11 protein-coding genes are annotated in these 19472 nt (G+C 66.7%); 3 read left to right on the forward strand and 8 right to left on the reverse strand.

The window, feature by feature from the left end:
* Positions 1-10: 10 nt before the first annotated feature.
* The 8 genes from CSQ95_RS06300 to CSQ95_RS06335 all read right to left on the reverse strand — a co-directional run bounded on the left by CSQ95_RS06300 (position 11) and on the right by CSQ95_RS06335 (position 16635).
* Positions 11-1378 carry an efflux RND transporter periplasmic adaptor subunit gene (locus CSQ95_RS06300; protein ID WP_180278972.1) on the reverse strand — a complete coding sequence of 456 codons (1368 nt, stop codon included), beginning with the start codon at positions 1376-1378 and terminating at the stop codon, positions 11-13.
* A complete protein-coding gene (locus CSQ95_RS30275) occupies positions 1375-7338 on the reverse strand; it encodes an Ig-like domain-containing protein (RefSeq protein WP_099408894.1) in 5964 nt (1987 codons plus the stop codon). Before CSQ95_RS30275 ends, CSQ95_RS06300 begins: the two co-directional genes overlap by 4 nt.
* 1 nt (position 7339) lies before the next feature.
* Positions 7340-8353 (reverse strand): tetratricopeptide repeat protein, encoded by a 1014-nt coding sequence (locus CSQ95_RS06310; RefSeq protein WP_099408895.1) that lies wholly within the window; start codon positions 8351-8353, stop codon positions 7340-7342.
* 65 nt (positions 8354-8418) lie between these two features.
* Positions 8419-9267: a phage tail protein gene (locus CSQ95_RS06315; RefSeq protein ID WP_099408896.1), complete on the reverse strand. Its 849-nt coding sequence runs from the start codon at positions 9265-9267 to the stop codon at positions 8419-8421.
* Positions 9268-9301: 34 nt separating this feature from the next.
* Positions 9302-10084: an efflux RND transporter periplasmic adaptor subunit gene (locus CSQ95_RS06320; RefSeq protein WP_257217968.1), complete on the reverse strand. Its 783-nt coding sequence runs from the start codon at positions 10082-10084 to the stop codon at positions 9302-9304.
* The gene (locus CSQ95_RS06325) at positions 10081-11580 is read right to left on the reverse strand and encodes a TolC family protein (protein WP_070220192.1); all 1500 of its coding nucleotides are present in this window, start codon (positions 11578-11580) and stop codon (positions 10081-10083) included. The genes CSQ95_RS06320 and CSQ95_RS06325 overlap by 4 nt, the downstream gene beginning before the upstream one ends.
* 499 nt (positions 11581-12079) lie before the next feature.
* The gene (gene chrA, locus CSQ95_RS06330; RefSeq protein WP_099408898.1) at positions 12080-13420 is read right to left on the reverse strand and encodes a chromate efflux transporter; all 1341 of its coding nucleotides are present in this window, start codon (positions 13418-13420) and stop codon (positions 12080-12082) included.
* 89 nt (positions 13421-13509) lie between these two features.
* Positions 13510-16635 carry an Rne/Rng family ribonuclease gene (locus CSQ95_RS06335; protein WP_099408899.1) on the reverse strand — a complete coding sequence of 1042 codons (3126 nt, stop codon included), beginning with the start codon at positions 16633-16635 and terminating at the stop codon, positions 13510-13512.
* A 691-nt stretch (positions 16636-17326) separates the two neighbouring features.
* Here CSQ95_RS06335 and CSQ95_RS06340 point away from each other — a divergent pair.
* The 3 genes from CSQ95_RS06340 to CSQ95_RS06350 all read left to right on the forward strand — a co-directional run bounded on the left by CSQ95_RS06340 (position 17327) and on the right by CSQ95_RS06350 (position 19461).
* On the forward strand, positions 17327-18322 hold the full coding sequence (locus CSQ95_RS06340) for an RluA family pseudouridine synthase (protein WP_070220186.1): 996 nt from the start codon (positions 17327-17329) through the stop codon (positions 18320-18322).
* A 105-nt stretch (positions 18323-18427) separates the two neighbouring features.
* The gene (locus tag CSQ95_RS06345; protein ID WP_070289164.1) at positions 18428-19087 is read left to right on the forward strand and encodes an HAD-IA family hydrolase; all 660 of its coding nucleotides are present in this window, start codon (positions 18428-18430) and stop codon (positions 19085-19087) included.
* Positions 19084-19461 carry a Rieske 2Fe-2S domain-containing protein gene (locus tag CSQ95_RS06350; protein WP_180278973.1) on the forward strand — a complete coding sequence of 126 codons (378 nt, stop codon included), beginning with the start codon at positions 19084-19086 and terminating at the stop codon, positions 19459-19461. The genes CSQ95_RS06345 and CSQ95_RS06350 overlap by 4 nt, the downstream gene beginning before the upstream one ends.
* Positions 19462-19472: the final 11 nt, after the last annotated feature.

Consider the following 19472-nt stretch of genomic DNA (forward strand, 5'->3'; position numbering starts at 1 on the left):
CGGTTCCGTTCTACAGGGCGATGAACTGGCGGATGCTGGCCAGCGGCCGTCGCAGTATCCAGTAGAGCAGCGGCACCCGTTCGCCGCCCAGCTTGGCCGTGCCCTTCAGGCCGATGCGCTGGCCGGTGGCGCCGTCCAGCCTGGCGCGCACGCGGTAGGCATAGCTGCCGTCGGGGCGCGCGGTGGCGCGGTGGCTCATGTAGCGCACATATGCTTCGAGCGGCGTCAGCGGCGCGGCGGCCAGGTACAGCTTGAGCGGGGCCCGCTCGGCCAGCGGAATGGCGTCGCCGATCGGCACCCACGCTTCGATCTCCACGTCGTCGGCGGCCGCCACCTGCATGATGCGTTCGCCCGTCTGCACGGGCCGGCCTATCCATTCCGACGGGTCGTCGAACAGGGCGATGCCGGCATGCGGCGCCAGCACGCGCGAGCGCTGCGCCTGGCCCTCCAGGAACGCTGCCTGCGCCTGCTTCTCGGCGATCTTGCCCAGCAGCGCGGCCAGCTGCGTCTTGGCGCGCGGGTCGCTGAGTATCATCTGCGCCGTCTGCCGGTACTCGGCCTGCGCCGTGGCCAGCCCTTCGCGCGCGACGTCGAGGCGGCTGCCGATGGGGGCCTGGTCGAACGAGAACAGGGGCTGGCCGGCGCGCACGACCTGATTCGGGCGCACGGAAAATTCGGCGATCACGCCATCGAGGGGCGCGCGGATGGTGGCCGGATTGGCCGCCACCAGCTCGCCCGGCGCCAGTACCGTCAGGCGCACGGGAAACAGCAGCACCGCCAGCACTGCCAGCGCGGCGCCCAGCCGGCGGCGCCAGCGCTGGCCTTGTCCATCGCCCTGCCACCACAGGCGCAGCCGCGCCGGCAGCGCCGCCGGCGACCAGCGCGCGGGACCTTGCCTGGCGCGCCACGCATGCTGCCAGATATCGGCCCATTCGGTGAGCAGGGCCAGCTGCCCTGGCTGCAACGGCGCGTCGCCGGCTAGCAGCAGGCCCGCCTGCTCGCCGGCGCGGCCCGTGGCGCGCAGCGGCACCCAGGTGACGGCCACCGGCAGCCATTCGTCCCAGGCGGCGGCGATGGCGGGCGGCAGTTGCGCGGCCTCGACGGCCAGCGGCGCGGCGTCCGCATGGCGCTCTGCCAGCGCCCGGCACAGCTGCCCGAGCCACTGGGCATACGGGGCGTTGGCTTCCACTTCCACCACGCCGGACAGGGTGTGCACGCCGCCGGCGTCGAACCACAGCGCCGCCTGGCGGTACGGCGCCAGCGCGCGGCTGTCGTTCACCAGCAGGAAAGCCAGTTCATTGGCGCTGGCCGCGGCGCGTGCGCGCTGGGCCAGTTCGAGCAAGGTCAGCAGGGGATCAAATGCCACCGCGTCGTTCATGCATGCGCTTTCGCCGCCGCCGCGCTACGCGACAACGCCGCCAGTCGCTCGGCGCCCGCGCCGCGCACGGCGCCCAGTTGCGCACTCAGGCCGGGACGTCCCACGGGGTCGGCCGGGCCGGCGTCGCGCGCCGAGGTCTTGATGACCTGGCCATCCCTGGTGATGACGATCTTGAAGGTCTGCACGGCGACGCGTCCCTGGGCGTCGCGCGCCGTGACCGTGAAGTGCAGCGTGCCTTCGAAGCCCGGCGGCGCCGTTCCCTCGAAGCGCGCCGCGCGGCTGTCGAACCTGATCCAGGCAGGCAGGGGCCTGCCGTCGGTCTGCTGCGCGCTGAGCTGGAACGGCGTGCCGCCGCCGGACTGCACGAAGGTGTCGGGCGCCAGTTGCACCGCGATACGTTCGCCGCTGCCGAACGCCTTGTCGCCGATCGGCACCTGCGAGAACAGCGCATCGCTGCGCGACGGCAGTTCCGGCAAGCCGGTCGGCGTGAAGGCCGTCAGCAGCATGGCGGGATTGGTCAGTGCGGCGATGCTGACGGGGGCCAGCGGGCTCCTGGCCACGTCGGCCCCGCGCCCACCGCTGGCGCCGCTGCTCGGGCTGAACAGCGCCAGCGTGTCCGTCGCCAGCACGCCGGGAAGGGCTCCGGCGGCAGCGCTGGCGGGGGCCTTTTCGGCAACCTTGTCCGCCGGCGCGGGGGCTTCCGGCAGCACGCGCACGGGCGGTACCACCACGGGCGGCACCACGACGGGCGGCTTCACCGGTACGCTCACTTGCGCCGCCAGGATGGCGCCGTTGTTGCCGGCCGTATCGCGCACCACCACTTGCACCTGGCCGGCGGCGACGCCGGCCAGCGACCAGCTGTTGCCGGCCACGCCAGCCACCTGCCAGCTGGCGCCGCCATCGCGCGAGACGAGTACCGATTCGCCCGCCGCCAGCGGCGCCGAGAGGTTGCCGCCAAGCACATTCTCGCCCGATAGCGTGGCCGAGGTGGCCGTGGCGACGGGGGCGACGGTGTCGAGCACATACGCTTGCGCGAAGGCGGGACCGTTGCCGGCGTCGTTGCTGACGCGCGCCATGAGGGTGCCGCTGCCGCCCAGCGTGACATTGATCGACCACGCCGTCGCGCCGCCGGTAGCCGCCGCGCTGCGCCAGCTGGCGCCGCCGTCGAGCGAGACTTCGACGCGCTGGCCGGCGGCCAGCGGCGCGGACAGCGTGCCGCTGATCGTTTGCGCGGCCACGTTGGTGATGAAGTCGCTGTCGCTGGCGCCCGTGTCGGCCGACAGCGTGGTGCCGGTGATGCCGGTCGTGGGCGGGGTCAGGAGCGTGCCGATGGTGAGTTCGCCATTGCTGCTGTCGCTGGCGACGTTGCCGGCCAGGTCAGTGACGCTCGCCACCACCTCGTAGCGCTGGTTCAGGGCCAGCGTCAGCGTGCCGCTGAGCGGTACGGCGGTGGCCAGGTCCAGGCTCCAGGCGCCCGCTGCGGGAACGACGGCATAGGTGGCGCCGCCGACGGAGACGGTCATGGTTTCGCCCGCCGACAGCGTCGCCGAGCCGCTCAGCACTGGCGTGGTGCTCATCGTCGCCAAGGTGGCCACGGTGGGCACGCCGGCTGCCGTGTCATAGATATACGCCTGGCTCGCCGCGACGCCGTCGTTGCCGGCCGTATCGGCCACCTTGACCAGCAGGGTGTTGCTGGAGGTCAGGGTCTGGCCGGCCAGCGACCAGGTGTTCTGGCCGACGCTGGCGGCGGCGGTGGCCCAGGTGGCGCCGTTGTCGAGCGAGACGAGCACGCGCTCGCCGCTGGCCAGGTTGGCCGACAGGGTGCCGCTGACGGTTTGCGCCGCCTCGTTGGTGATGAAATCGGTGGACGAGGCGCCGCTGTCGGCGGACAAGGCGATGCCAGCCACGCTGGTGGCGGGGGCGATCGTGTCGAGCACGTAGGCCGTGCCGGTGGCGGCGCCGTCGTTGCCGGCCGCGTCGGTGACGCGCAGCTTCAAGGTGTCGCTGGCGGCCAGGGTGACGCCGGTCCAGGTCAGCGTGGTGCCGGATACCTTGCTGGTGATGTCGGTCCAGGTGGCGCCGTTGTCGAGCGAGCCGTAGACGATGTCGCCGGCGGCCGGCGCGCCGCTGAGGGTGGCGCTGATGGTCTGCGCCGCGGTGTTGGTGATCAGGTCGGTGCTGCTGGCGCCGGTGTCGGCCGACAGCGCGATGCCGCTGAAGCTGGTGGTCGGCGCCGTGGTGTCGAGCACATAGGCTTGCGCGTAGGCGGTGCCGTTGTTGCCGGCGGCATCGGTGACGCGCACCTTCAGGGTACCGCTGCCCGACAGCGTCTGGCCGGCCAGCGACCAGGTGTTGGCGCCGGTGCTGGCCGTGGCCAGGTTCCAGCTGCCGCCGTTGTCGAGCGAGACGTAGACGTTCTCGCCGGCCGCCAGGTTGGCCGCCAGCGTGCCGCTGATGGTCTGGGCCGCGGTCTTGGTGATGAAGTCGGTGCCGGAAGTGCCGGTGTCGGCCGAGAAGGTGGCGTTGGCCACGGTGTTGGTCGGCGCGGCGGAGTCGATGACGAGGTCCTTGTTGGCGCCCAGCGAGCCGGCCGTGCCCGGCGTGGCCAGCGTGACGTCGGCCGGCTGGTTGGCGCCGCCGGCATCGACGATGGTGGCGCCGTTGAGCACCAGCGCGGCGCTCGAGCTGTAGTCGAGATCGGCGCTGTTCTGGCCGGCGCCGACCGTGTAGCTGAACGTCAGGGTGCTGGTGCCCGAGCCGCCGGCATAGGTGGCTTGGCCGCCGCCGTCGAGCGTCAGGGTCGGCGTGCCGCCCGTGGTATCGACGTTGACCGCGGTGGAGAAATCGACCGTGATGGTGATGGTCTGGCCGGCGCCGTAGGCGCCGTCGGCGGTGCTGGCGCCGACGCCGGTGACGCTGGGGTTGCTGCCGTCGACATTGACGCCGGCCGTGCTGCCGACGCTGTTGAGCGTGACCACGGCGTCGTTGCCGGCCGTATCGCGCAGCGTGCCGCCGTGGGTCGACAGTGCGCCGACCGTGATGCCGTTGGCGTCGATGTCGCCGCTGGGCACGGTGTAGCGGAACAGCAGCGCGCTGGTGCCGGAGCCGGACACGTAGTCGGCGTAGCGGGTAGTGGCGCCGACCACGAGGGCGATGCGCGGCGTGCCGCCGGTGGTGTCGACAAGGACGGCCTCGTTGAAGTTGACCGTGAAGTCCAGCGCGCCGCCGCTGTAGTAGGTGCCGTTGGCCGGCACCGCCACCGTGGCGACGGCCGGGGCGGTGGTGTCGACCTCGATCGTCAGCGCGGCCGAGGCGGCCGAGGCGTTGCCGGCGGTGTCGGTGGACACGACCGTGATGGTGTGGGAGCCTTCGGCCAGCGCGCCGGTGGTCAGCGTCCAGCCGCCAGCGCCGGCGGTGACGGTGCCCAGCAGCGTGGCGCCGTCGAACACGGTGACGGTGCTGCCGTTCTCGGCCGTGCCGCTCAGCGTCGGCGTGGTGTCGCTGGTGATGCGGTCGTTGTTCTGCACGCCGGTGTCGCTGGCCGTGGCCAGCACCGGTGTGCCGGGCGTGGCCGGCGTGCTGGTATCGAACACGTAGGCCTGGGTCTTGACGCTGCCGGTGTTGCCGGCGGCGTCGACGACCTTCAGCTGCAGCGTGTCGCTGCCGGCCAAGATGACGCCGTCCCAGCTCAGGCTCGTGCCGCTGATCTTGCTGGTGATGTCGGTCCAGGTGGCGCCATTGTCGAGCGAGCCGTAGACGATGTCGCCGGCGGCCAAGGTGGTGCTCAGGGTGGCGCCGATGGTCTGCGCCGCCGTCTTGGTGATGAAGTCGCTGGCGCTGGCGCCCGTGTCGGCCGACAGCGCCAGGCCGCTGAAGGTGATGGTCGGCGAACCGGTGTCGAAGGTATAGGCTTGCGACAGCACGGCGCCGTCGTTGCCGGCCGTGTCGCTGACCTTGACCTTCAGCGTGCTGCTGGCGCTGAGCGTGCGGGCCAGCGACCAGGTGTTCTGGCCGACGGTGGCGGTGGCGGCGGCCCAGGTGGTGCCATTGTCGAGCGAGACGAGCACGCTCTCGCCGCTGGCCAGGTTGGCCGACAGGGTGCCGCTGATGGTCTGCGCCGCCGTTTTGGTGATGAAGTCGGTCGGCGACGTGCCGGTATCGGCCGAGAAGCTGGCCGTGGCCACGCTGGTGGTGGGCGCGGTGGTGTCGAGCGTGTAGTTCTGGAAGCTCAGCGAACTGTCGTTGCCCGCCGCGTCGGTCACCTTGAGCATGATGGCGTTGCTGCCAACGCCCAGGGTGGCGCCATTCCAGGTCAGCGTGGTGCCTGCAACCTTGCTGGTGACGTCGGTCCAGCTGGCGCCGCCGTTGACCGAACCCCAGACGATGTCGGTGCCGGCCGGTGCGCCGCTGAGCGTGGCGGTGATGGTCTGGCCTGGCGTCTTGGTGATGAAGTCGGTGCTGTTGACGCCGGTGTCGTCCGACAAGGAGATGCCGGTGAAGGACGTGGTCGGCGCCGTGGTGTCGAGCGTGTAGCTGTGCGTGTAGGCGGTGCTGGAGCCGTCGGCGTTGGTGACGCGGGCCTGGAAGGTGCTGCTGCCGGCCAGCGTGGTGACGGTGCTCCAGCTGCTGGAGCCGACCGTGTAGGTGGTGGCGTCGCTCCAGCTGCTGCCGTTGTCATACGACACCTGGACCTTTTCGCCCGTGCTCAGCGTGGTCGACAGCGTGCCGCTGATGATTTGCGCGGCGGTCTTGGTGATGAAGTCGCTGCCGCTGGTGCCGGTGTCGGCCAACAGGCTGGCGCTGCTGACCGTGACCGTGGGCGGGTGCGAAATAGCCTTGACGTCGGTGATGTCGAAATTCTGGAACAGACCGAAATCGCCGGAACTGAACACCACCTGCTTGACGTCGTTGATCGGTTTGTTCAGGCCGGCATTGGACAAGGTCTGCCAGCCGTCGGCAAGCGAGTTGACTATCAACGTGTCTGCTGTATTGTCGGCATATATCAAGTCTATCCTAAGCGTGCTGGTCAGGACGCCGACATCGAACGAGCTGATGTCGAAGCTGTAGCCGGATGCGATGCTTACCGTCAGCTTGATTTCATTGGTGGGGCCCTCATAAGCGTACAGCCCTTCCGTGCCGTAGGTGCCGTCCATGCCCAGGCCGCCGGCGGCGGCGCCGCCGGAAAACGTGACGTTTTGGCCGTTGACCTGTTTGACGACGGTGGGCGAGCTGTAGTTGGCGTCGCTGCCGGAGAAGCTGACCTGTGTGAGCAGGCCCTGGTAGTCGGCGATGTCCAGCGCTTTGGCGTCGATCTTGCCGGCATGCGTTTCAAGCGTCCAGTTGCCGCCGATGGCTGCCGCGCCGGTGGCGTCGCGCGACGCCGCGACATCGGCGCCCGTGACGCGCGCCAGGTCGGCGATCAGCGCGTTATGGCTGCCGGCGGCGACATCGCAGCCGTAGAACAGCAAGTCGCCATCGGCGCTCAGGGCCTGGCCCAGCTGCGCCAGTTCCGATTGGACGGCAGCCGACGACAGGGAGGCATCGGTCAGGCGCGCGGTGCCGAGATTGATGGTGCCTTCGGATCCATGCGACAGGATGTGGATCGCGTCGATTCCGCTCTGGCTGGCCGCCCATTGCGCGATCTGCGCCAGGCCGTCGCGGCTGCCGTCGAATTCGACGATGCCGACGCCGGCGCGCACGCCCGCCTCCAGGGTCTTGTAGTTGGCCACCGAGGTGTCGACCAGCACCACTTCCTTCTTGCCCTGGTCCTTGGCCGGCTCGGCCGCGCGCACCGTCACGGCTGGCGGCGGCGCGCTTTCGTGCGCCTGCGCCGCGTGGGCGGCGTCGGCCACGGCGCCGTCGAACATGAAGCGCTGCTCCAGCGGCAGCAGTTGCGAGGCGCGGCGCAGCGGACGGCGCACGGAAGTCGTTGCCGCGGCAGGGACGAGGGGATGGTTCATGTCAGGCTCCTGGTGATACGTGACTGGCGCGCTTGGGCGGCGTGCCCGGGGCGGCGAATTGGGCGAGGTGGGCGTCGATCTTGCGGTCGAGCGCCGGCCGCCATGCGGGCGGCATGATGGCCAGCACCTGGTCTTGCAGCTGCCGCGCCTGGTCTTGCAGGGCGGGGTCGCTCAGGCGGCTGCGGGCGGCGCTGGCCCACAGATAGGTCTTGGCCAGGTTGGCGGCGCCGGGCGCGCCCGTATCGGCGTCGGGCGGCAGATGGGCGTACAGCGTCGCCGTGGGCAGGTAGGCGGGGACGTAGCCCTTGCTCGCCAGTTCTTCCAGTGCAAGCAGCGCCGCCTCGCCCTCGGCTTCGCCGCCTTCTCCCTGCGCTTGCATGATGGCCAGCTGGTAGCGCGCCTCGTCGACCTGGCGTTCCGCCGCCATGCGGTACCAGTGGCGCGCCATGGCCGCATCGTGCGGCACGTCGCGGTCGTTGCGCAGGTAATTGGCCAGTTTCAGCATGGCCGGCGGCGAACCGGCCTGCGCCGCCTGGGCGCACAGCGCCAGGCCGTGCGGCACGTCCCGGGCGACGTAGCGGCCGCGGACATAGAATTCGCTGGCCGAGCACAGTGAAATGAGGTGGCCGTTCGCGGCGGCGGCCAGGTAGCTGGCCAGCGCGGCGGCGGCATTGCCTGGCGTGTCCGGAGTGCGCATCAGGCAGTCGCCGGCGAAATGCAGGGCCGTCGGTATCTTGCCCTGGGCGGCCTTGCCGAACCACGCGCAGGCGGTGTCGGGGTCGGCTGGCCGGCCCCAGCCATTCTGGTGGAATTGGGCCAGGGTGAACTGGGCGAGGGGATTGTTCTCCGCGTGGCGCAGGAAGGCCGGGTAGGCGTTGGCATAGTCGCCCTTGGCCAGCAAGGCATATGCGGCTTGCAGCGGCAGGGCATGGTCGGCCGGCCGCGCGGCGCGCGCGCCCGGCGCCGCCAGCAGCGTCAGGGACAGCAAGACTTGAAAGAGGCGGTGTGGCTGCATGATGATTTCGGCGGCCGCTCCGCTCGGAGGCGGCCGCGCAACACAAGGTTAGGTGGCGAGGTCCGTCAGTTCGACTGCGGGTAGATGCCGACGGAGGCGATGTAGTAATACATGGCCATGGACGGCTGCATGATGCTGAACGCGGTGCCCGTGCCTGCAGGGCCGCTGACGGCAGCCGGCAGGGAGCCGTTCAGCGTCACCGGGGCGGTACCGGCCAGCGTAATGGCAGGCGAGCCGGCGGAGGTGACGGTGATGCTGCCGCCCAGGGAGCCGCCGCCCATGACCACGTCGGGTGCGCTGGTGTTATACAGCTTCGCCACCGGGCCGTTTACCGCTCCCGGCACGCCGCCGGCAAGCGGCGTGGCCGACGCACCCGCGGCGCTGCTGGCTTTCAGCGTCAGTGTCAGCGCACTGGTATTGGCGGTGTAGGTGACGGGCGCCATCGAAATGGTGGTGGGCGTGCCGGTCGTCTGGGCCAGGTTGACCGAGCCGCTGACTTTGCTCAAGTCGACCGCCGGCAAGGTGTGCGCATGGGCCGGCAGATTGGCCATGGTCAGGGTGGCGTTGACGGCCCCTACCTTCTGGCCCACCGTGTAGCTGGTGTTGGCGTCGACGGTGCCGGCACCGATCACGGTGCGGCCGCGCAGGTCCGGCAGGTTGAAGGTGGTGTTGCCGCTGCCGCCATAGGTCATGCCCAGCAGCGAGTACAGCGCGGCATTCTGGTTGACGTTGAGGGACTGGCCGTTGGCCGGCAAGTAGCCGTACAGGTCATTGCGGGTCCAGGCCATCACGCAGATGCTGGAAACATAGGGTTCGGCGGGGCAGGCGTAGCTGGCCGTGCTCCAGCTGGCTGCGGCCACGGCGACGGCAGCGAGCGTCAGGCAGCGGGCGACGCGGTGCGGACGAGATTTCATGTGCTCTCCTTTTGGTCTAAGCAGGGTGAAAAAATCATTTTGCCGGCGGCTGCATCAACACCTTGCCGCTCATGCCGGCCACCAGTTCGCCGAAGCGCCCGTCGATGACGGCGCTCAGCTTGACGGACTGGCTGACGGGGTCGACGCGGGCGCCGATGCGCTGCACCTTGGCCGGATAGCTCTTGCCCGTTTCGTCGATGCTGACCTGGAAGGGCGTGCCGTTGCGCACCCAGCTCATCCACCGAGATGGAATGATGAATTCCAGCACCAGGGTGCTGTCGTCCAGAATTTCCAGCAGGGCCTGGCCCGGCTGCACGTACTGCTGTTCGCGCGCCTTCTGCTCGGCGATGCGGCCGGCGAACGGCGCGACAATCTGGCATTTGCCCAGCAATGCCCGGTTGGCGGCCACTTCGGCCTGCGCCTTGAGCGCTTCGGCCCTGGAAATGTCGAGTTCGACCTTGCCCACGGAATTGAGGTCGGCGAGTTTCTGGTTGCCCTGCCAGTTGGTCTCGGCCGCCATCCGCGCCGCTTCCGCCTTGGCCAGCTGCGCCTGCTGCAGCACGCAGTCGAACTGCGCCAGCAACTGTCCCTGCTTGAAGGCCGCGCCTTCCGGCAGCGGCAGGCGGTTGATCTTGGCGCCGATCTCGGCGGCCAGGGTGGTGTAGCGGCGCGGCGCCAGCTGGGCGCGGATTTCCCGCGTTTCCAGCGTGGCGCCGGCGCTGGCCGGCTGCGGCGCGGCGGCCAGCGCGGTGTGCTGCAAGGTCAGGGCCAGCGCGCCGGCCAGGGTCATGCGTATTGCGGGTGCGACCAACTTCATGGACGGTCCTCAGGCGATGGCAGCTGTGCCTGGTTCCAGGTCTGCAGCGATTGCGCGACGGCCGCCGTCAGTTCGGCCAGCGGCATGTCGGACGAGCCGTTGACCACCGGTTCCATGCCCAGGGTCGCTTGCAGGCGCGATGCGGCGGCCTGCGCGTTCGACAGTGCCTGGTAGCGGCGCAGCTGCGACAGGACGGCCGTGCTTTGCTGCGAAATGCGGTCCAGCGCCGACTGTTTCTGCGCCTCGGCCTGGTTGGCGATGTGCTGGGCGATACGCCCGTCCACTTCGGCGATGGCGTCGGCGCGCTCATACTGGCGGGCCGTGTTGGCGTATTGCTGACGAGCAATATGAAGCTGGCTCAGCACAGCCATCTGCATGGCCATGCGGCGCTGGTTGGCCAGGCTCACGCCCGCGTCGGCCAGGCGCATCTGCGCCGGCGCCGATAACAGGCCCAGCAGGTTGAACGAGATCTGCGCGCCGGCCTCGTTCCAGTTCTGGTGGATCAGGTAATCGTCGTTGCTGTGCTTGACGCCATAGTTGAATGACAGGCCGGGGAACAGCTTGAGCATGGTGCGCCGGGTTTCCTGCTGGGCGATGCGGGCGTTGTAGATGCCTTCGCGCAGGTCGGGATTGCGCAGCAGCGCCACTTCTTCCATTTTTTCGATCGGCTGGTTCAGCCAGGCCGTATTGACGTCGCCGCCCGCTTCGACCACGCTATAGCCGCTGCTCAGCGGCAGGGCGGTCAGGGCCGCCAGTTCCACGCGTGCCGTCGATAGTTCCTGCTCGATGGTTTCCAGCAGGCGCAGGTTTTCCAGCAGCTGGCGCTGGTAGCGCAACGGTTCCAGTGGCGAACGGATGCGGTCGCTCTCCGCCGTGCGCGCATCCTTCAGGGCCGCCTCCGATTCGGCGATGGTGCTGCGCAGCAGGGGCACCAGCTTCTGCGCCGCCACCACGCGCCAGTAGGCGGTGCGCACGTCGAGTATCAGGTTGTGCAGGGCTTTGCGGCGGCGCTCGCCGGCGATCATCACGCGGTCCGCATTCTGCCGCGCCGCGTAGTAGCTCTGGCCGAAATCGAGCAGGCTCCAGGAAATGCCCAGTTCCGTGCTCAGCACCTGGCGGCTGGACGAGATGTAGGGATTGGCCAGCGACGGCGCGCCCGTGACGGAATCGACGCTGCGCGTGATCAGGTCATTGTTGCGGTCGCGGTAGCCGGCCGAGGCGATCAGCTTGGGCAGCATGTCGAACTGCCCTGCCTCGAAGGTGCCCATGGCCACGGCTTCCTCCATGGCCTTGTAGCGGCGTTCGGCGTTGTATTTGATGGCGCGGGCGATGGCGCCATCGAGGGTCAGGGGGCCGTTCAGCGCCTCCACGTCGCGCGCCAGGGCCGCCTTGTCGTCCTGCAGCGTGGCGCGGACCTCGGCCGTGGAAAGCTTGGCCGTGCCGACGTCGAGTGTCGAGCAAGCGCTCAGCAGCCATAAGCTGGCGCAGCCGAGCATGAGTGTCCTGATCGCGGAAGTGGGCATGGGATGATGTAATTGTTGAGCGCGCATTAATGGATATTTTCGAGGAAACTGCCGGGTTAATGACGGTGAAACAGTTATTTGCTTTGCGGTAAGTATACGTCCTTACCCTCATTCAAATAATCAAATTTTAATTTGTTGCATATATGCCACATTTATTTATTTGAGAATTATATGTCGGGGGTATGACAAATCGATCACGGCGCGGCTGCGCTCGCAGGCCGGGCGCAGCCGCGCAGAGCGTGGCGCCATGCCTGCCGGGTCCAGGCCTGGCTGCTGGCGTGAGAATGGGGAGATACTCAATTGCTGAAATAAATATTCTATTTATTAATGGTATATATAAGCCGCCATTTAAATTGACCTGCATCAAATCCTTATTATTAATAATAATGAAATAATATCCTCCGCGCTTGTTGGCGGAGATTCTGGTGATGCCGGCGGGATGCGATGATTGTCTGGCGCGACGTTTCCGTGTTCAAGCCAGCCAGGCACGCGCCAGGCCGATGGCGGCGCAGACCAGCAGCAATTTGATGGTTCCCACTTGAAACCTGATCAGCGCCACGCCGGCCGCCAGCGCGATGATCATCGCCAGCCAGTCCCAGTGGGGCAGCGGATTTGCTTGCCAGAACACATGGCGGCCAAAGAACAGGGCCAGACTGGCGATGACACCCACCACGGCCGCCGAGATGGCAGTCAACGGCGCGCTCAGGCGCAAATTGCCGCGCGACGCCTCCACCAGCGGCGCACCGGCCAGGATGAAGATAAACGAGGGCAGGAAAGTAAACCAGCTGGCGACGAACGCGCCGCATACGCCCGCCAGCCACAGCTGTTCTCCCGTCACGGCATGGCTCCAGCCGCCGACGAAACCGATGAAGGCGACGATCATGATCAGGGGGCCGGGCGTCGTCTCGCCCAGCGCCAGGCCATCCATCATCTGCGCGCTCGTGATCCAGTGGTAGTGGTCGGCGGTGCCCTGCACCAGGTAGGGCAGCACGGCGTACGCGCCGCCGAACGTGAGCAAGGCGGCCTTGCTGAAAAACACGCCCATCTGCGCCAGCGGCTGGTCCGCCCCGCCCGCCAGCGCCAGGCCCAGCCAGGCGAAGAAGGCCAGCGCCAGGCCCATGGCGGCCGTGCCAAGCAGGCGCGGCCAGCGGAAGCGCGCGTGGTCCGGCGTGGGCGTGTCGTCATCGATCAGGGCGGCGCCGTAGCGGGCCGCACCGCCATGCGAGGTACCGCTGGCATGAAAATGGCCCGGCAGCCAGCGGCCGCCCGCCATGCCCAGCAGGGCGGCGGCGAGCACGATCAGCGGAAATGGCAGCCGTAGCGCGGCGATGGCGACAAATGCCGCCGCCGCGATGGCGATCAGGCTGGGGCTGCGCAAGGTGCGCCGGCCCAGTCGCCAGGCGGCCGCCAGCACGATGGCAACGACGGCCGGCTTGATGCCGTACAGGATGCCGGCGATGGCGCCCACGTTGCCATACGCCATGTAGAGCCATGACAGGGCGATCAGCACCAGCAGCGAGGGCAGCAAAAACAGCAGGCCCGCCACCAGGGCGCCGCGCGTGCGGTGCATCAGCCAGCCGATGTAGATGGCCAGCTGGGTCGCTTCCGGCCCCGGCAGCAGCATGCAGTAATTGAGGGCGTGCAGGAAACGCTGCTCCGAAATCCAGCGCCGCTTTTCCACCAGTTCCGCATGCATCATGGCGATCTGGCCGGCCGGGCCGCCAAAGCTGACGCAGCCCAGCTTGAGCCAGTACCAGAAGGCGCTGCGCAGGCTGACGGGGGCGGGAGAGGGAAGGTTGGCGTTCTCGTGCATGGCGGCTGGCTGGCAAAGGTGGGGACGTAAAAAAGGGGAAGCCTGAGCTACCCCCTTTCATCATTTGCGGCTGGGCGAACCCGGCGCGCTTATGGACGTTGCGTGTTGACCTGGATCAACGGCTCATCCGATTGCGGCGGCAATGGCTTGCGTTCGCGCGGCTTGCGCACGGGAGCGACTGCCTTGGCGGCCGCTTCCTGCGCCAGGCGCAGTTTTTCCGGATCGGTGGCAGCCAGGGTCAGGCCGGCCGAACCGAGCACTGCGTCCAGGTCCAGCGGCGCAGGCACCGGCGATGGAGCTGGTGCGGAAGCTGGAGCAGCGACAGGTGCCGGAGCAGGAGCAGCTTCGGCAACTACCGGTGCAGCTTGCGCCACGGCCGGCGCCGCTTCGGCGACTGGCGCTTCCTCAGCCACGACGACGGTTTCCACGACAGCAACCGTTTCCACGACCGGTGCCGCTTCGACGATGACTTCCGCTGGCGCCGGTGCCGGGGCGGCTTCCGCTTTCTCGGCAAAGCTGTACTCGGCAGCTGGCGCTGGTTCGGCAGCGGCTGGTTCAGCTTTCGCTGCAGCAACGACGGCCTCAACAGGGGCTTGCGGCACGATCACTTCAGCAGTTGGCGCGGCTTCAGCGGCAGGAGCGGCTTCCTCGACCTTGGCGATGTCGACCACCTTGGCCACTTCCACCACTTCGACCACTTCCACGACGGCAGCTTCCACCGGCGCAGCGACGGCGACGACCGCGGCGGCAGCCACGACGGCGACCGGAGTGGCATCAGCGGCGGCTTCCGGCGCCGGAGCGACCGTAAAGCTGATCACTGGCGTGTCCTGGCCTTCGTTTTCGCCGTTTGCCGATTCGATCAGCTCGCCCGTTTCGCGGTCGCGGCGGTTGCGGTTGCGGCCGCCACGGCGGCGGCGGCGGCGCGGTTCTTCGCCTTCCACGTCGGTTTCCGTCTCTTCGCCTTCAGGGCCGGCATTTGCCGGCGCTTTCAGCAAGCTCGTTGGTGCTGCATCAGCGTCCGGGCCATTTGACGCCACGACGACATTCACTGCGCTGGCGCTGGCGCCAACCAGGGCCAGCTCTTCAGCTTTCACTTCAGCAACAACAGCCTTGTCGGCGCGTGGTTCGCGGCCTTCGCGTGGCTGGCGTGGCGGACGCTCGGCACGTTCCGGACGCTCTGCGCGTTCCGGACGTTCCGCGCGCTCAGGACGCTCGCCCCGTTCGCGTGGTGCCGCTGCCGTATCGCCGTTCTCGCGCGCTTCACGCGGTTCGCGTGGCGGACGCGGTGGGCGTGGCGGACGGGCCGCCTTTTCCAGTGCTTCCGCTTCTTTCGCCGCGTCGTCCTGGGCTGGGCGGCCCTGGCCAGGTTCGCGCTCTTCGCGGCCAGGCTTGCCGTTACGGCCACGGCCACGCGGGCCACGGCTGTTGCGGTCGCCACGGTCCGTGCCGGCCGGCTTGGCCGGTGCGACAGGGGCGGGCGCTGGCGCCACCGGTGCCGGGGCGCCGGTGAAGAAGCTGATGATCTTGGCGATCAGGCCTTGCGGCGCGGCAGGCGCGGCCACCGGAGCTGGTTTTGCTTCGACGGGCTTGCGCTCGACCAGCGGTGCTGGCTGGTCAGGGGTGATCGTCTTGACGACGGCTTCCTGGCGCGGCTTCGCTTCTTCCTTCTGGCGCTTGCTGTACGCCATGTCGGTTTCAGCGCTTTCGGCCAGGTTGTAGCTGGCCTGGCTGTCTTCCAGACGCGGATCGTCGTGCTTGATGCGTTCGAGCTTGTAGTGCGGCGTTTCCAGATGCTTGTTCGGGATCAGGATCACGGCGATGCGGTGACGGTTCTCGATCTTCAGCACTTCGCCGCGCTTTTCGTTGAGCAGGAAGGCGCCCACGTCCACGGGCACCTGCACGTGGATGGTGGCCGAGTTTTCCTTCATCGCCTCTTCCTGGATGATGCGCAGCACCTGCAGGGCGGACGATTCCGTATCGCGGATGTGGCCGGTGCCGGAGCAGCGCGGGCACGTCACGTGCGAGCCTTCGGACAGCGAAGGGCGCAGGCGCTGGCGCGACAGTTCCATCAGGCCGAAGCGGGAAATCTTGCCCATTTGTACACGGGCACGGTCATGGTGCAGCGCATCCTTGAGGCGCTGTTCCACTTCGCGTTGATTTTTCGCCACTTCCATGTCGATGAAGTCGATGACGATCAAGCCGCCCAAGTCGCGCAAACGCAGCTGGCGGGCCACTTCTTCGGCCGCTTCGCAGTTGGTGTTGAAGGCGGTCGTCTCGATGTCCGAGCCGCGCGTGGCGCGGGCCGAGTTGACGTCGACGGAGACCAGTGCTTCCGTGTGGTCGATGACGATGGCGCCGCCCGATGGCAGCGGCACGGTGCGGCTGTAGGCCGTTTCAATTTGGTGCTCGATCTGGAAGCGCGAGAACAGCGGCACGTCGTCGCTGTAGCGTTTTACGCGGTGCACCATGTCGGGCATCACGTGGCTCATGAACTGGTGCGCCTGGTCGTAGATCTCGTCGGTGTCGATCAGGATCTCGCCGATGTCGGGCTGGAAGTAGTCGCGGATGGCGCGGATGACGAGCGACGATTCCTGGTAGATCAGGAAGGCGCCGTTGGCCGACTTGCCGGCGCCTTCGATGGCACGCCACAGTTGCATCAGGTAATTCAAGTCCCACTGCAGTTCATCGACGTTGCGGCCGATGCCGGCGGTGCGGGCAATGACGGACATGCCAGCAGGCAAGTCCAGTTTATCCATGGTTTCGCGCAATTCCTGGCGCTCTTCCCCTTCCACGCGGCGCGATACGCCACCGCCACGCGGGTTGTTCGGCATCAAGACCAGGTAACGGCCGGCCAGCGAGACGAACGAGGTCAGGGCGGCGCCCTTGTTGCCGCGCTCTTCCTTTTCCACTTGCACCATGATTTCCTGGCCTTCGCGCAGCGCTTCCTTGACGGAGGCGTTACGAACGTCGACGCCTTCGCGGAAATACGTGCGGGCAACTTCCTTGAAAGGCAGGAAGCCGTGGCGGTCTTCGCCATAGCTGACGAAGCACGCTTCGAGCGATGGCTCGATGCGCGTGATCACGCCCTTGTAGATGTTGGATTTGCGCTGTTCGCGCCCGGCTGTCTCGATATCGATGTCGATCAGTTTTTGTCCGTCGACAATCGCTACGCGCAGTTCTTCTTGCTGCGTGGCATTAAACAACATGCGTTTCATTTTTATAACTCCGCGACCCGTAGGCCATCTCAAAGCCGCTTCCGGGGAAGCGGCGAAGTACAGGGATATATGCGAGAACGGGAGTGCTGGCGGGGGAAATGCCCAGGCGTGCGGAGCAACAACGCGTACGAGGTATACGTTACGGCCGCAACAGGCGCGGTGAGGTCAATCGTCATGCCGAGTGCACGGGACACTTGCAACTCATCTGTAACAGCCCGGATGAGAATGAACTGCATCGGGGGCAGAGAATGCAAGTGGTCAGCAAATTCAGAGCCAAATCGTAAGCCGGCTCATTACAGGGATCGCGATGGCGAGGCTTGGCCTCAGCCTATTCATCGACAACCTCAGGTGGCCGCATACGGGTTTGGCGAAAACGGCAAGCGTTATCAACTTCATCAACCCGCGAGCCCGACTCGATAAGTCGCGCTAACGGGTACTTATCCTTATAATCCCACACTCACTTCAGCATCTCCACGCGTTATCCGATTACAACTACGGTGCAACCTTGATTCGCGCAGGGATGGTGCATATACATTTTTTTCCACCGAATTTGCAATTTGGCGAGGCCGGTGGAGACGCCCCTGTGTAAAATGTGCTTTTATTCTTACACTCGCAGCAGCCAGGGCCGCAGCAAAAACAATTATATATTCAAAATGAAGGACTTAGAGAGATTTCTGGGAAGACATAGTAAATGAAGAGTCAAAATGATGTTGTTCCCCCTTCAACACCCCCGGTTCAGCCGCAAGCCCAATTCGTAACGATCGCCGAGGAAGAAGCAGGCCAGCGCATCGACAACTACTTATTAAGAGTGTGCAAGGGAGTGCCTAAAAGCCACATCTACCGGATCTTGCGATCGGGAGAGGTGCGCGTGAATAAAGGCCGTATCGATCAGCTGTACCGCCTCGCCGCCGGCGACGTGGTGCGCATTCCGCCCGTGCGCGTGGCCGAAAAGGCGCCCACGGGCGCGCCGGCCGCCGAATTCAAGATCATCTTCGAAGATGCGCAGCTGCTCGTCATCGACAAGCCGGCCGGCGTGGCCGTGCATGGCGGCTCGGGCGTGTCGTTCGGCGTGATCGAGCAATTGCGCGCCTCGCGCCCCGACGCCAAGTTCCTGGAACTGGTGCACCGCCTGGACCGCGACACGTCCGGCTTGCTGTTGCTGGCAAAGAAACGCACGGCGCTGACCAACCTGCACGAGCAGATGCGCGACGGCCTTACCGACAAGCGCTACCTGGTGCTGGTGGCCGGCGACTGGAAGAATGCGCGCCAGCATATCAAGTTGCCGCTGCATAAATATACGACGGCCGAAGGCGAGCGCCGGGTGGCCGTGCAGGCCGATGGCCTGGCGTCACACACGGTGTTTTCACTGTTGCATAAATATCACAACTTCGCCTTGCTGGAAGCGGAATTGAAGACGGGACGCACGCACCAGATCCGCGTGCACCTGTCGTCGTCCGGTTTCCCCATCGCCGGCGACGATAAATATGGCGACTTTGCCCTCAACCGTGCCCTGTTGAAAGCCGACAGCACGCGCGGCGCCCTGAAGCGCATGTTCCTGCACGCGCACCAGATCACGTTTACGCACCCTGAAACGGGCAAGACGATGACCCTGAACGCGCCGCTGGCTGCCGAATGCGAGCGTTTCTTGGTAAGCTTGGGCAAACCATTGGCCGTTGCCGCACGATAATTGGGAGTTACTTAACGATCCACCGCGTGCGCGCGACACTACTCACAAGGTAGTCAGTCGCCATCATTCATTCTCAAGGAGCCGGCGGCTATGCCGTCGGGAAACATGGCAAGAAAGCAATTTGATCTGATCGTCTTCGATTGGGACGGTACCCTGATAGACAGTACCTCGACCATCGTCAAGTGCATCCAGGCATCGGCCAAAGACCTGGGCTTGCCCATTCCCACCGAGTTGCTGGCCTCGCATGTGATCGGCCTGGGTTTGCAGGAAGCGATGCAACTGGTGATGCCCGACGTGGAGCCGAAATACCATGCGCGCATGGCCGAGCGCTACCGCTATCACTATCTGTCGCGCGACCATGAGCTGACCCTGTTTCCCGGCGTACACGAGATGCTGCTGGAACTCTCGCAGCAGGCGTACTTTCTCGCCGTCGCCACGGGCAAGAGCCGTGTCGGCCTGAACCGCTCCTTGAATGCCGTCAAGCTGCTGTCCCTGTTCGATGCGACGCGCTGCGCCGATGAAACGTTTTCCAAGCCCCATCCGGCCATGCTGCAGGAACTGACGCGCGAACTGGGGCAGGATATGCGCCGTACCGTGATGATCGGCGACACCAGCCATGATTTGTTGATGGCAAGCAATGCGGGTGCGGCCGGTATTGCCGTAGAGTATGGTGCGCATCCGGTGGCGCAGTTGCAAGCTTGCCATCCCCTGTATTCGGCCGCCACGGTGGCCGACCTGCACCAATGGCTGAGCGAGCACGCATGATGACTGATGTTACGGAAGTGTTGATTTGTGCTGCCGACGCCGTGGCCGATGGCGGCAAGGGCGTGCGCTTTCCCGTCTCGGCCGGTGGCGAAACGACCACGGGCTTTGTCGTGCGCCACGGCGGCAAGGCGTATGGCTACCTGAACCGCTGTGCCCACGTACCGATCGAACTGGACTGGGCCGAAGGCGAGTTTTTCGAGTCCAGCGGCTTGTACCTGATGTGTTCGACGCATGGCGCCATCTATGTGCCGGAGAGCGGCTATTGCGCGGGCGGCCCCTGCAAGGGCGGCCGCTTGCGTCCGATTCCCGTGACCGAGCGCGACGGCCAGCTGTACTGGCAGCCCGACGAGTATGTCCAGCCGCTGCCGGCCTGAAGCCCCGTGCA

The organism is Janthinobacterium sp. BJB304, assembly GCF_002735765.1.
In the GTDB taxonomy this organism is placed as follows: Bacteria; Pseudomonadota; Gammaproteobacteria; order Burkholderiales; family Burkholderiaceae_D; genus Janthinobacterium.

Excerpts from the sequence above, each read along its gene's own strand:
- CSQ95_RS06300 (WP_180278972.1), bottom strand. The coding sequence starts at position 1,378 with ATGAACGACGCGGTGGCATTTGATCCCCTGCTGACCTTGCTCGAACTG.
- CSQ95_RS30275 (WP_099408894.1), bottom strand. The coding sequence starts at position 7,338 with ATGAACCATCCCCTCGTCCCTGCCGCGGCAACGACTTCCGTGCGCCGT.
- CSQ95_RS06310 (WP_099408895.1), bottom strand. The coding sequence starts at position 8,353 with ATGCAGCCACACCGCCTCTTTCAAGTCTTGCTGTCCCTGACGCTGCTG.
- CSQ95_RS06315 (WP_099408896.1), bottom strand. The coding sequence starts at position 9,267 with ATGAAATCTCGTCCGCACCGCGTCGCCCGCTGCCTGACGCTCGCTGCC.
- CSQ95_RS06320 (WP_257217968.1), bottom strand. The coding sequence starts at position 10,084 with ATGAAGTTGGTCGCACCCGCAATACGCATGACCCTGGCCGGCGCGCTG.
- CSQ95_RS06325 (WP_070220192.1), bottom strand. The coding sequence starts at position 11,580 with ATGCTCGGCTGCGCCAGCTTATGGCTGCTGAGCGCTTGCTCGACACTC.
- chrA (WP_099408898.1), bottom strand. The coding sequence starts at position 13,420 with ATGCACGAGAACGCCAACCTTCCCTCTCCCGCCCCCGTCAGCCTGCGC.
- CSQ95_RS06335 (WP_099408899.1), bottom strand. The coding sequence starts at position 16,635 with ATGAAACGCATGTTGTTTAATGCCACGCAGCAAGAAGAACTGCGCGTA.
- CSQ95_RS06340 (WP_070220186.1), top strand. The coding sequence starts at position 17,327 with ATGAAGAGTCAAAATGATGTTGTTCCCCCTTCAACACCCCCGGTTCAG.
- CSQ95_RS06345 (WP_070289164.1), top strand. The coding sequence starts at position 18,428 with ATGGCAAGAAAGCAATTTGATCTGATCGTCTTCGATTGGGACGGTACC.
- CSQ95_RS06350 (WP_180278973.1), top strand. The coding sequence starts at position 19,084 with ATGATGACTGATGTTACGGAAGTGTTGATTTGTGCTGCCGACGCCGTG.